The organism is Microbacterium xerophyticum (assembly GCF_053543555.1).
Window position 1 is genome coordinate 511,496 of the sequence record NZ_JBLVOB010000006.1, and the last position, 11,595, is coordinate 523,090.

Consider the following 11,595-nt stretch of genomic DNA (forward strand, 5'->3'; position numbering starts at 1 on the left):
GGGCCTGATCATGGAACCCGGCGGATGCCGCGGCATCCGCCGGTTTCCAGCCATCGACCAGAAGCCGACGGGCATGATCGACCCGTCGGCTGATCAGGTACCGGTGCGGTGGCATTCCGTACGCACGGGTGAATGACCGCGTGAGATGGCTCGGGTGCGCACCGAGTTCTGCGGCGACGTCGGCGATGCTGAATCCCTCCAGCGCACGATCATCCAGCAGCGCACGTGCTCGCCTCGCGAGCGGGGTGTCTGCCGCCCGGTGCACCGGCGTGTCCACCCTCATCAGCAGGCGCTCGCGGAGCACGTGCGTCTCGTGCTCGGCATCCAGGAGCTCCGCAGGCTCGCGCAGCGCACGATGGATCGATCGCACCGCCGCCACGATCTCGACGTCGTCGAATGTCGGGTTCGCGGCCGCGACGGACGGCGCCGTCTTCGGCAACCACGAGGATTCGAGGTACAGCACGCGTTTGCGGAACCCTCGTCCCCTGGTGGCAGAGCGCCCGTCATGCGGAACCCCGGGCGGCAGCACGGTCACCGCGTCCGGGAGCGCGAGATGGCGGACCCGCTCCAAGTCGTACGACACGGCACCGCTGTCGATCAGCAGCACAGTCCAGTCATCGTGCGCGTGCATCGGATACGCGTGGTCGTCGAACGACGCGTGCAGCACCTCGCGCAGTCCCGACACGGCCGGATGCCACGCACGGATCGAATCGCCCATGCAAGAAACGTACAAGACCTGCATCGGGCGACGGCTCAGAATCGGAGGATGACCTCCCTCGCCACCGCTCCCGATGCGGAATCGTCGCCATACCGATTCGACACGAAAGTGGCCGTGGTGCTGCGCGACGATCTCAAAGCCTGGCAGGAGCTCAACGTGACAGCCTTCCTCATGAGCGGGATCGCCACCAGTGGCCCTGGACTCGTCGGCCAGCCGTACCGCGACCACGATGGCACCGAGTACCTGCCGATGCTCCGCCAGCCCGTCCTCGTCATGACCGCGGATTCCGCGCTGCTCGCCAGAGCCAGGGCGAAGGCCACCGCGAGGGATGATGTCGCCGTCGCGGTGTACATCAGCGAACTCTTCTCGACGTCCCACGACGAGGCCAATCGCGCGGCCGTCGCGGAGGTATCGGCCGACGAGCTCGACCTGGTCGGCGTCGCGCTGCGCGGACCGAAGAACGTGGTGGACCGTCTGCTCAAGGGTGCGCGCATGCATGCGTGAACGCCGCCATAGGATTGCCTGGTGTCACTGACGGTCTGGCTCTCCCTGCTCGCGGCATCGGCCGTCATCAGTTTCACCCCGGGGGCCGGCGCCATCAACACGATGTCGACGTCGCTCACCGAAGGGTGGCGGCGCTCGATATGGGGCGTGATCGGCCTGCAGGTGGCTCTGATCGTGCACGTCGTGATCGTCGCGGCTGGTGTGGGCCTCATCGTCTCGCGATCGCCCGTGCTGTTCGCCCTTATCCGATACGCGGGTGCGGCGTACCTCGCCTACCTCGGGCTCAGGCTGATCCTGACCCGCGTCCGCGATGCCGGCGAGAAGGCGGCAGACGCGCCTCGGCTGCCGACGAGCCGCTGGTCGATGATCAGACGAGGCTTCTGGGTCAATCTGCTCAATCCGAAGGCGATCGTGTTCTTCCTCGCCTTCATCCCGCAGTTCATCCGACTCGATCAGCCCGCACTCCCCCAATATCTGATCCTGATCGCGACGGTCGTCACCGTGGATGTGCTCGTGATGTGGGGATTCTTCGCGACCGCGGCGCGGCCGTTCCAGCGCGTGACGGGAACGGCACGCGGTCAGCGGATCCTGAACACCGTCTTCGGTGTGCTCTTCCTCGCCGTCGCCGCACTGCTGCTGTTCGTCCACTGACCCCTGCCGGGCCATAGGCTTGTCGATGATGGAAATGGATGCCGCGACCTTCGAGCAGCTCGTCGTCGACGAGCTCGACAGACTGCCCGATGAGATGGTGAGCGGCCTGGAGAATCTGATCTTCGTCGTCGAGGACCGCCCGGAGGACGGGAGTCTCGATCTGCTGGGGATGTACGACGGTCTCGCGCTGACCGAGCGCGGCCAGTACGGCATGGGCGAACTGCCCGATCGCATCATCCTGTTCCGTGAATCGCATCTCGCGGAGTGCGAAGATGAACAGGAACTCCGCGAAGAGATCCACACGACGCTGGTCCACGAGATTGCGCATTTCTTCGGCATCGACGACACGCAGCTGCACGAGATGGGATGGGCATGAGCATTCCGATCGCAACGCCCGACCTCGGCGAGGTCACCGACCTCCGGGCGGCTCCCCTCGAACCATGGCAGGTCGTGGTCTGGAACGATCCCGTGAATCTGATGAGCTACGTCGCGCGGGTCTTCCGCACGTACTTCGGGTACTCGGCCGAGCACGCCACGACGCTCATGCTCGCCGTGCACAACGACGGTCACGCGATCGTCGCAACCGGTCCCCGCGAGACGATGGAGGTGCACGCGCAGGCCATGCACGACTACGGCCTGTGGGCGACGGTGAGGAAGGCCCCGCAATGACCGATCCCGTGATCCGCCTCTCTCTCGCCGTCGTGGAGGGCATCCACCTGGCCGGTCTCGTCGAAGAGTTCACCGACATGCTCACGGGCTTCGACGGAGAACCCGATCCAGGACTGACCCGGCTCACGCCGGATCCTTATCCTGAGGATGCCGAGGCGTCGGCGGAGTTCTCCGCCGCCACCCACGACGACCTTCTCGACAGGCGAACGGCGGACGCTGCCGTCGTGCGCAACGGGCTGACGCCGTTCCTCACGACCGCGGCCGAGGATCTCGCCGAGGACGAGGCACTCGCCCAGCGCGATGTCGTGATCCCGGCTCCCGATGTCGATTCCTGGTTGCGCACGCTCACTGCCCTGCGTCTCGTGATCGCCACCCGCTGGAGATCACTGCGGAAGACGATGAGCACGACCTGGAGGATCCGCGATTCGGCGTGTACGACTGGCTGGGCTTCCGTCTCGACGGTCTGATCGCTCTCGCCGACGCGCACGACGAGTACTCTGCGCAGTAAGAGAAGCTCATCATCATCGGAGATGCCATGCCGCAGTATGCAGTCCTGATCTACACCGACGACTCCGCACACGCCCTCGATGCGTCCGAGGAAGACCTCGCCGAGCCGAACGGACACGGCGACGAGCTCGCCGAGTCCGGTGCGATGAAGGCCGCGTGGGCGTTCACTCCTCGAGACCTCGCTCGATCGATCCGCGCCGAGGGAGTGACCGACGGCCCGTTCGTCGATGCAGCGCAGGTGGTTGCCGGCGTCTACATCATCGAGGCGGAGACGTGGGATGACGCGCTCGCGATCGCGGGCACCAACCCCGCCATCCGCGGCTCCGCCGGTGTCGAGGTCCGACTCGTCCACAGTGGCGGCATGGTCGGCTGATCCAGACGGAGCCGACCAGCGAGAAGTCGATCAGGGGATCGTGACCCGCAGCGTCGCGAGCGCACGCGGATCGTCGCGATCCAGATGCCTCTGCTCCTGCGCGGCCCAGCGATCCCAGTGCGGGCGGAATCCGTCACCGTCGCGGTCGAGAGCGCGCCGCTTGCGTGCAGCGTCCGGAGCCTCAACCCATACGCTGACATCTGCGAGGCGCGCTGTCGCCGGGTTCACGGCCCCGCATCCTTCGAGGATGACCCCGAGGGCGGGCGTGACGGCATGCGCCTCAGCGTCGGTCTCCAGCTCCCAATCCCACCGGCGCCACGTGCTGAGCAGCCCGCGCGCATGCGGCCGCAGGATGTCGTGCAGTGCGCGTTCCACACCGGCGTCGAGGCCGTCCCATCCTGGATAGAGCGAGTCCAGCGCGATCAGCTGCGGGCGCCCGGCCAGGGGCCAGTTCGCTGCGACCATGCGGGACAGAGTCGTCTTCCCGGCACCGGCGCGGCCGTCGATCAGGACGACGGGATTGGATGCTTCGACCGCGATGATGGCGTCGATGATGCCGACGGCCGCGCGCTGAAGAGCCTGCGCGACCGGGTCGTCATTTCTTGAGGGCACGGATCACGCGGGAGAGCGCACGCCCTGCGACCCACACGAACGGGATCGCCACGGCCAGCAGCGCCACCAGGTTCGGCTCGAAGCGCAGACCCTCTTCGCGGCGGACGTATACCCCGACGGGAATGGAGACGCCTCCGCCTCCCCCGCCACCGTTCCCGGTTTCGTCCGAGCCGCCGCCGAAGCCCGCCCAGGTCAGCGCGACCGGTGTGATGCTCACTCCGTCGACATCCTGCGGCTCTCCGTAGGCGCTCTTCACGCCGAAGGATGCGACTTGCTTTCCGAGGTCCAGTGCGATGTTCGGCATGAGTCCACGCTAGTCGACGGAAGGCCGGACCGGGAGCTCAATCGAAGCCGTGATCCTTCGGATGCCGGACGGTTCCGCGTCCATCGCCGCGACCGACATGCCGGGCACGTGTGATCGTGGCGCTGCCGAAACGGGCCCTGGCGTCGTCGAGAGCGCCCTCGACCTTGCGCCAGTGCTCGTCGTCGTCCCACAGCGCGAAGGCCGCTCCACCGGCCGGGCGGAGTCTCTCGGCGCGCACGCCGACCAGTCGCACGGGATCGCGCCGGTCGATCGACTCGTACAGCTTCTGCGCCGCCTCGCCGATGCGCTGCCCGACGGATGTGGGCTCGGCGAGCGTCTGGGACCGGCTCAACGTGGTGAAGTCGTCGAAGCGGATCTTGATCGCGACAGTCGCGCACTCCCACGAGGCCTTGCGAAGCCGCACAGCGACTCGATCGGCGAGTCGGAGCAGCTCGGCACGAAGGAATTCGCGGTCGGTCACGTCGACGTCGAACGTCTCCTCGTGCCCGACGCTCTTCTCGACCCGTTCGGTCTCGACAGCCCTCGCGTCCTCTCCACGGGCGAGCTGGGCGATGCGCGCTCCCAGCGCCGGTCCGACGGCGCGGTCGAGCATGTCCTGCGGTGAGTCGCGGATGTCGCCGATCGTGCGGATGCCGCGCGCCTCCAACGCGTCCGACGCCTTCGGTCCCACGCCCCACATCGTTCGCACCGATCGGGGTGCGAGGAAGTCGAGTGTGTCCGCAGCGGTGACGATGAGCATCCCGTCCGGTTTCGAGATCGTCGATGCCATCTTGGCGACGTGTTTGGTCGCGGCGACGCCGACGCTGCAGCTGATGCCGACTTCAGCCTGCACGCGCTCTCTGACGAGCCGTGCGATCTGCCCCGGGCTCCCCCACAGACGGCGGACGCCCTGCACGTCGAGGAACGCCTCGTCGACGGAGAGCGGCTCGACGAGCGGCGTGATCGATTCGAAGATCTCCATCACCTGGCGCGACACCGCCTGATAGCGGTCGAAGTGCGGCATGACGATCCTGGCGCTCGGACACAGGCGCATCGCCTGACTCACCGGCATCGCAGCGCGAACTCCGTATCTGCGCGCCTCATACGACGCACTGGACACGACCGATCGCCCGTCAGATGCCCCGATGATCAACGGCAGGCCCCGCAGGGATGGGTCGTCCATCACCTCGACGGCGGCATAGAAGGCATCCATGTCGACGTGGAGGATGCGTGTGCCCGTGTCGTCGGCACCGTCAGGAGAGACGAGCCTGCCTCGTCCGTCACCGCGCCCCATGCTTCCATTCTCCCCGAGGTCACCGACATCGGTCACAGACTGGGGGCTGACACGCCAGATGTCGGACGGACCACGAGAATCAGTCCGACATTTGGCGTGTCGGCCCCCGAAGTGACAGGCGGCGCGGGTGCGACCTCCCGAAGTGTCGGGTCGACGACTACTGCGCGGCGCGCTCCAGGATGAGCTCCCGCACGCGAGCGGCATCCGCCTGCCCCTTCATGGCCTTCATGACGGCGCCGATGACCGCGCCGGCGGCCTGGACCTTGCCGTCCTTGATCTTCGCCATGACGTCGGGCTGCGCTGCGAGCGCATCGTCGATCGCGGCGATGAGAGCTCCGTCATCCGAGACGACGGCGAGTCCGCGCCCGTCGACGACCTCCTGCGGGGTGCCTTCACCGGCGATGACGCCTTCGAGCACCTGGCGGGCGAGCTTGTCGGTGAGCGTCCCCTCATCGATGAGCTTCTGCAGCGCGGCGACGTTCTCAGGGGAGATGAGGCCTGCGGCATCCTTGTCCTGGGAGTTCGCGAGGCGGGAGATCTCACCGGTCCACCACTTGCGCGCGGCGGCCGGCGTGGCGCCGGCGGCGATGGTCGCCTCGACCTCGTCGATCAGGTTGCCGTTGCGCACGTCCTGGAACTCCAGGTCGGTGAAGTTCCACTCCGCCTTGAGCCGGCGACGTCGCGCCACTGGCTGCTCGGGCAGCTCGGCCCGCAGCTCCTCGATCAGTTCGCTCGTGGGCTGCACCGGCAGCAGGTCGGGCTCGGGGAAGTACCGGTAGTCGTCCGCGTCGGACTTCGGCCGCCCCGGAGACGTCGTGCCGGTGTCCTCGTGCCAGTGACGGGTCTCCTGGATGATCGTGCCGCCGTCGGCGAGGATCTGCGCCTGACGCTGGATCTCGTGCCGCACTGCGCGCTCGACCGAGCGCATCGAGTTGACGTTCTTCGTCTCGGTGCGCGTGCCCAGCGGCGCCGGCTGCTCGCCCTCCGCGACACGCGGCCGCAGCGAGACGTTCGCATCGCACCGCAGGTTGCCGCGTTCGAGTCGCGCCTCCGAGATGCCGAGGCTGCGCACGATGTCGCGGATCGTGGAGACATACGCCTTCGCGACCTCCGGCGCACGGTGCTCGGTGCCGTAGATGATGTCGGTGACGATCTCGACCAGCGGTACACCGGCGCGGTTGTAGTCGACCAGCGAGTACTCCGCACCCTGGATGCGGCCGGTCGCCCCACCCATGTGGGTGAGCTTTCCGGCGTCCTCCTCCATGTGCGCGCGCTCGATCGGCACGGTCACGAGCGTGCCGTCCTCGAGCTCGACGACGACCGATCCGCGGTAGGCGATCGGCTCGTCGTACTGCGAGATCTGGTAGTTCTTGCCGAGATCGGGGTAGAAGTAGTTCTTCCTGGCGAAGCGGCTCGACTCCGCGATCGAGCAGCCCAGCGCGAGGCCGAGGCTGATCGACGAGCGGATCGCCGTCTCGTTCACGACGGGCATGGCACCGGGAAGGCCCATGTCGACGGGTGCGATCAGCGTGTTCGGCTCCGCCGCGTGATATTTCTCGTTGGCCGGGTTCGGCGCGTCGGAGAACATCTTCGTGTTCGTGTTGAGCTCGACGTGCACCTCGAATCCGAGCACCGGCTCGAACAGCTCGAGGGCCTTGTCGAAGTCCATCAGCTTTGCTGCGGCAGCCATCAGCGGGTCCCTCCTGCGAGCTGGGGTGCGCGGGTGAGCAGAGGAGCACCCCACGAGTCGACGAGTGCGGTCTCGAGCGCTGCACCGACGCGGTACAGACGGGCGTCCTCGTGCGCCGGGGCGAGGAACTGGATGCCGACGGGCATGCCGTCCTCCTCTGCGAGCCCGGAAGGGATCGAGATGCCGGGGACGCCGGCGAGGTTCGCCGGGATCGTCGTGACGTCGTTCAGGTACATCTGCAGCGGGTCGTCGATCTTCTCGCCGATCTTGAACGCCGTGGTCGGCGCGGACGGCGTCGCGATGACGTCGACCTGTGCGAACGCGTCGTCGAAGTCCTTCTGGATCAGCGTGCGCACCTTCTGCGCGCTGCCGTAGTACGCGTCGTAGTAACCCGCCGACAGTGCGTACGTCCCCAGGATGATGCGGCGCTTGACCTCGTCGCCGAACCCGGCCTCGCGCGTGGCCGACATGACGTCCTCCACCGTGGGGTTGCCGTCAGGGGTGACCCGCAGGCCGAAGCGCACCGAGTCGAACTTCGCCAGGTTGCTGGATGCCTCGGCGGGGAGGATCAGGTAATAGGCGGCGACGCCGTACTCGAAGTGCGGCGTGGAGATCTCGACGATCTCGGCGCCGTGGGCTTCGAGCAGGTCGAGCGACGCGCGGAAGGATGCGGCGACGCCGGGCTGGAAGCCCGAGTCCGGCAGCTCCTTGATGATGCCGACCTTCAGTCCCTTGAGCACATCGCCACGTGCGCCCTCACGGGCTGCATCCGCGAACGACGGCCAGGCGTCGGTGAGCGAGGTGGAGTCCTTGGGGTCATGACCGCCGATGACGTCGTGCAGCAGACCCGAGTCGAGCACCGTACGTGTGACGGGACCGACCTGGTCGAGGCTGGAGGCCAATGCGATCGCACCGTAGCGGCTGACGCCGCCGTAGGTCGGCTTGATGCCGACTGTACCGGTGACGTGCGCGGGCTGGCGGATCGAACCGCCGGTGTCGGAGCCGAGCGCGAGCGGTGCTTCGAAGGCGGCGACGGCAGCGGCCGAGCCACCGCCGGAACCGCCGGGGATCCGATCGAGATCCCACGGGTTGCGTGTCGGGCCGTACGCGGAGTGCTCGGTGGACGAGCCCATCGCGAACTCGTCCATGTTGGTCTTGCCGAGCGGTACGAGACCGGCCGCACGTGCACGCGCGACGACCGTCGCGTCGTACGGCGACATGTAGCCCTCGAGGATCCTCGACCCGCTCGTGGTCGGCTGATCGGTGGTGACCAGGACGTCCTTGATCGCGAGCGGCACACCGGCGAGCGGGTGCAGCCGCTCTCCCGCTGCCCGAGCGTCGTCGACCGCGTCGGCAGCGGCGAGAGCGCCCTCGTTCACGTGCAGGAATGCGTGCACATCGCCGTCGACCGCCGCGATGCGGTCGAGGTGGGCCTGCGTGGCCTCACGGCTGGAGACGTCGCCTGCGGCGAGCCTGTCCGCGAGCTCCGCGGCTGTCAGACGGATCAGATCGCTCACTGCTCCTCCCCGAGGATCGCGGTCACGCGGAAACGGCCGTCCGCGGCATCCGGCGCATTCTGCAGCACCTGCTCGTGCGTGAGAGTCTCGCCGACCACATCGGGGCGGAAGACGTTCGCGAGCGGGATGGGGTGGCTGGTGGCCGCCACATCCGACGTCGCCACCTCCGACACCTTCGCGATGTTGTCGACGATGGCATCGAGCTGGCCCGTGAGCCGCGTCACCTCGTCGTCGTTCAGCTGGATGCGTGCGAGCATGCCGAGATGGCGCACGAGATCAGGGGTGATTTCAGACACCACCCCAGTCTAGTTCGCACCATCGACGGCCCCGCGCGCCGTCCTGGCCGTGCGGCGCAATAGGCTGTCGCCATGACGACGTTCGATCCCCCTCGTCCATGGGTCGCCAGCTACGCCGAGGGTGTGCCCGAAGAGCTCTCCCCCGTCGACGGTTCACTCGTCGACATCGTCGCGGCGTCCGCACGCGACTATCCGGATGCTGTCGCGCTGCAGTTCTTCGGGCAGGAGACGACGTACGCCGAGCTGCAGAGCGCCATCGACCGCGCCGCCTCGGGCCTGCGCGATCTGGGCGTCGGCCAGGGAGACCCTGTCGCGATCGTGCTGCCGAACTGTCCGCAGCACATCATCGCGTTCTACGCCGTCCTGCGCCTCGGCGCGGTGGTCGTCGAGCACAACCCGCTGTACACGCCGCGAGAGCTGCGCAAGCAGTTCGAGGATCACGGGGCCAAGCACGCGATCGTGTGGAGCAAGGTCGTGAAGACCGTGCAGGAGTTCCCCGAAGACCTCGCCGTCACGTCGCTGGTGTCGGTGGACGTCACGACGGCGATGCCGCTGCTCACACGGATCGCCCTGACCCTGCCGATCGCGAAGGCACGCGAGTCCCGCGCCGCGCTCACAGAGAAGGTGCGCGGTGCGATCCCGTGGAAGCAGGTCGTCGGCGCGACGCCGCTGCCCGCGTCGCATCCGAAGCCCACGACCGACGATCTCGCGATCATCCAGTACACCTCCGGTACGACCGGCACACCCAAAGGTGCCGCGCTGACCCACCGCAACCTCCTCTCCAACGCCGCGCAGGCGAAGGCTTGGGTGCCGTCGATCCGACGCGGTCACGGCTGCGTCGTGTACGCCGTGCTGCCCATGTTCCACGCCTACGGCCTGACGCTCTGCCTGACGTTCGCGATGTCGATGGGCGCGCGCCTCGTGCTCTTCCCGAAGTTCGATCCCGAGCTGGTCCTCGACGTCGTGAAGAAGCACCCGGCGACCTTCCTGCCGCTCGTGCCCCCGATCGCAGATCGGCTGCTCAAGGCCGCCGAGGCCAGAGGCATCTCGCTCGCCGGCACTGAAGTCGCGATCTCCGGTGCGATGGCCCTCCCGCACGAATTGGTCGTGCCGTTCGAGGAGGCCACCGGCGGCTACCTCGTCGAGGGTTACGGTCTCAGCGAATGCTCGCCCGTGCTGATGGCGAATCCGGTGGCGGAGCACCGCGTCCCCGGCACGGTGGGGCTTCCGCTCCCGGGCACCGAGTGCCGTGTCGTGGACCCGGAGAATCCGACCGAGGACGTCGAGCCCGGCGCTCCTGGCGAACTCGTGGTGCGCGGACCGCAGGTGTTCGGCGGCTACTACGGCAAGCCGGAAGCCACCGAGGAGTCGTTCGTCGACGGCTGGTATCGCACCGGCGATATCGTGACGATCGACGAGAAGGGATTCGTGCGGATCGTCGACCGCATCAAGGAACTCATCGTCACCGGTGGCTTCAACGTCGCACCGACCGAGGTCGAGAACGCCCTGCGGCAGCACCCGTCGGTGGCGGACGCCGCAGTGGTCGGCCTGCACAGCGACCACTCCGGTGAAGAGGTGGTCGCCGCGGTCGTCCTGGACGCCGGCGCCGAACTCGATGAGGAGGCCATCCGCCAGTTCGCACGCAGCATCCTCACCGCCTACAAAGTCCCGCGGAGGATATTCGTGGTCGACGAACTGCCGAAGTCGCTGATCGGCAAGGTGCTGCGTCGTCAGGTGAAGGAGAAGCTCGAATCGCTGACGAGCGGGAGCTGACGCCGCGTCTTCACAGGTGAGCAGGGACTCGACGCGCTACCTTTAGGTAGTGACCCCTGAAGATGCAGAGTTGAACGAGCCCACCGACGAATCCCCCGCGACCCCCGGATTCGAGGAACTCGGCATCACCGGACCAGTCCTCGCGGCGATCCGCGGCCTCGGATACGAGACCCCGTCGCCCATCCAGGCGGCCACCATCCCCACCCTGCTCGGCGGCCGCGACGTCGTCGGCATGGCGCAGACCGGTACCGGCAAGACCGCGGCGTTCGCGCTGCCGGTGCTCGAACGTCTCGACGTGTCGCAGAAGACGCCGCAGGCGCTGGTGCTGGCACCGACCCGTGAGCTCGCGCTCCAGGTCTGCGAGGCGTTCGAGTCGTACGCCACGAAGATGAAGGGCGTGCACGTGCTGCCGGTCTACGGCGGCCAGGGCTACGGCGTTCAGCTCTCGGCACTGCGACGCGGCGTGCACATCGTCGTCGGAACCCCCGGCCGCATCATGGACCACTTGGCCAAGGGCACGCTCGACCTCTCCGAACTCAAGTACCTCGTGCTCGATGAGGCCGACGAGATGCTGAAGATGGGCTTCGCCGAAGACGTCGAGCAGATCCTCGCCCAGACGCCGACCGAGAAGCAGGTCGCCCTGTTCTCGGCGACGATGCCGGCGCAGATCCGACGCCTCGCGCAGCA

At 67.6% G+C, this 11,595-nt stretch carries 15 protein-coding genes; 8 read left to right on the forward strand and 7 right to left on the reverse strand.

The window, feature by feature from the left end:
* On the reverse strand, positions 1 to 718 hold a 718-nt coding region (locus tag ACNPNP_RS09130), incomplete at its 3' end, for a helix-turn-helix transcriptional regulator (RefSeq protein ID WP_448965711.1).
* 48 nt (positions 719 to 766) lie between these two features.
* On the opposite strand from ACNPNP_RS09130, the gene ACNPNP_RS09135 reads away from it, so the two are divergent.
* From ACNPNP_RS09135 to ACNPNP_RS09160, 6 genes are all read left to right on the forward strand, one after another.
* Positions 767 to 1,222, forward strand: coding sequence for a DUF2000 family protein (locus ACNPNP_RS09135; RefSeq protein WP_448965712.1), 456 nt, complete (start codon positions 767 to 769; stop codon positions 1,220 to 1,222).
* 21 nt (positions 1,223 to 1,243) lie between these two features.
* The gene (locus tag ACNPNP_RS09140; protein ID WP_448965713.1) at positions 1,244 to 1,873 is read left to right on the forward strand and encodes a LysE family transporter; all 630 of its coding nucleotides are present in this window, start codon (positions 1,244 to 1,246) and stop codon (positions 1,871 to 1,873) included.
* Between the two features lie 28 nt (positions 1,874 to 1,901).
* The gene (locus ACNPNP_RS09145; RefSeq protein WP_448966157.1) at positions 1,902 to 2,249 is read left to right on the forward strand and encodes a metallopeptidase family protein; all 348 of its coding nucleotides are present in this window, start codon (positions 1,902 to 1,904) and stop codon (positions 2,247 to 2,249) included.
* A complete protein-coding gene (gene clpS / locus ACNPNP_RS09150; RefSeq protein ID WP_448965714.1) occupies positions 2,246 to 2,542 on the forward strand; it encodes an ATP-dependent Clp protease adapter ClpS in 297 nt (98 codons plus the stop codon). Before ACNPNP_RS09145 ends, clpS begins: the two co-directional genes overlap by 4 nt.
* Positions 2,539 to 3,009, forward strand: coding sequence for a DUF2017 family protein (locus ACNPNP_RS09155; protein ID WP_448965715.1), 471 nt, complete (start codon positions 2,539 to 2,541; stop codon positions 3,007 to 3,009). Before clpS ends, ACNPNP_RS09155 begins: the two co-directional genes overlap by 4 nt.
* 68 nt (positions 3,010 to 3,077) lie before the next feature.
* On the forward strand, positions 3,078 to 3,422 hold the full coding sequence (locus ACNPNP_RS09160) for a YciI family protein (RefSeq protein WP_448965716.1): 345 nt from the start codon (positions 3,078 to 3,080) through the stop codon (positions 3,420 to 3,422).
* A 30-nt stretch (positions 3,423 to 3,452) separates the two neighbouring features.
* On the opposite strand, the gene ACNPNP_RS09165 is transcribed toward ACNPNP_RS09160, so the two are convergent.
* The 6 genes from ACNPNP_RS09165 to gatC form a co-directional block, all read right to left on the reverse strand.
* On the reverse strand, positions 3,453 to 4,034 hold the full coding sequence (locus tag ACNPNP_RS09165; protein WP_448965717.1) for a nucleoside/nucleotide kinase family protein: 582 nt from the start codon (positions 4,032 to 4,034) through the stop codon (positions 3,453 to 3,455).
* On the reverse strand, positions 4,018 to 4,338 hold the full coding sequence (locus ACNPNP_RS09170) for a hypothetical protein (protein WP_448965718.1): 321 nt from the start codon (positions 4,336 to 4,338) through the stop codon (positions 4,018 to 4,020). Before ACNPNP_RS09170 ends, ACNPNP_RS09165 begins: the two co-directional genes overlap by 17 nt.
* Positions 4,339 to 4,375: 37 nt before the next feature.
* Positions 4,376 to 5,632 (reverse strand): DNA polymerase IV, encoded by a 1,257-nt coding sequence (gene dinB / locus ACNPNP_RS09175; RefSeq protein ID WP_448965719.1) that lies wholly within the window; start codon positions 5,630 to 5,632, stop codon positions 4,376 to 4,378.
* A gap of 157 nt (positions 5,633 to 5,789) precedes the next feature.
* Positions 5,790 to 7,322: an Asp-tRNA(Asn)/Glu-tRNA(Gln) amidotransferase subunit GatB gene (gene gatB, locus ACNPNP_RS09180; protein WP_448965720.1), complete on the reverse strand. Its 1,533-nt coding sequence runs from the start codon at positions 7,320 to 7,322 to the stop codon at positions 5,790 to 5,792.
* Positions 7,322 to 8,839 (reverse strand): Asp-tRNA(Asn)/Glu-tRNA(Gln) amidotransferase subunit GatA, encoded by a 1,518-nt coding sequence (gene gatA, locus ACNPNP_RS09185; protein WP_448965721.1) that lies wholly within the window; start codon positions 8,837 to 8,839, stop codon positions 7,322 to 7,324. Before gatA ends, gatB begins: the two co-directional genes overlap by 1 nt.
* Positions 8,836 to 9,135: an Asp-tRNA(Asn)/Glu-tRNA(Gln) amidotransferase subunit GatC gene (gene gatC, locus ACNPNP_RS09190; RefSeq protein ID WP_448965722.1), complete on the reverse strand. Its 300-nt coding sequence runs from the start codon at positions 9,133 to 9,135 to the stop codon at positions 8,836 to 8,838. The genes gatA and gatC overlap by 4 nt, the downstream gene beginning before the upstream one ends.
* 72 nt (positions 9,136 to 9,207) lie before the next feature.
* Here gatC and ACNPNP_RS09195 point away from each other — a divergent pair, with 72 nt between their 5' ends.
* A complete protein-coding gene (locus ACNPNP_RS09195; RefSeq protein ID WP_448965723.1) occupies positions 9,208 to 10,908 on the forward strand; it encodes a long-chain-fatty-acid--CoA ligase in 1,701 nt (566 codons plus the stop codon).
* A 49-nt stretch (positions 10,909 to 10,957) separates the two neighbouring features.
* Positions 10,958 to 11,595: DEAD/DEAH box helicase (locus tag ACNPNP_RS09200; protein ID WP_448965724.1), on the forward strand; the 638-nt coding region annotated here is incomplete at its 3' end.

What these genes read in the sequence shown, in the direction of transcription:
- gatB (WP_448965720.1), bottom strand. Translation starts at nt 7,322, where the DNA reads ATGGCTGCCGCAGCAAAGCTGATGGACTTCGACAAGGCCCTCGAGCTG.
- ACNPNP_RS09195 (WP_448965723.1), top strand. Translation starts at nt 9,208, where the DNA reads ATGACGACGTTCGATCCCCCTCGTCCATGGGTCGCCAGCTACGCCGAG.
- ACNPNP_RS09145 (WP_448966157.1), top strand. Translation starts at nt 1,902, where the DNA reads ATGGAAATGGATGCCGCGACCTTCGAGCAGCTCGTCGTCGACGAGCTC.
- ACNPNP_RS09170 (WP_448965718.1), bottom strand. Translation starts at nt 4,338, where the DNA reads ATGCCGAACATCGCACTGGACCTCGGAAAGCAAGTCGCATCCTTCGGC.
- clpS (WP_448965714.1), top strand. Translation starts at nt 2,246, where the DNA reads ATGAGCATTCCGATCGCAACGCCCGACCTCGGCGAGGTCACCGACCTC.
- dinB (WP_448965719.1), bottom strand. Translation starts at nt 5,632, where the DNA reads ATGGGGCGCGGTGACGGACGAGGCAGGCTCGTCTCTCCTGACGGTGCC.
- ACNPNP_RS09135 (WP_448965712.1), top strand. Translation starts at nt 767, where the DNA reads ATGACCTCCCTCGCCACCGCTCCCGATGCGGAATCGTCGCCATACCGA.
- ACNPNP_RS09155 (WP_448965715.1), top strand. Translation starts at nt 2,539, where the DNA reads ATGACCGATCCCGTGATCCGCCTCTCTCTCGCCGTCGTGGAGGGCATC.
- ACNPNP_RS09160 (WP_448965716.1), top strand. Translation starts at nt 3,078, where the DNA reads ATGCCGCAGTATGCAGTCCTGATCTACACCGACGACTCCGCACACGCC.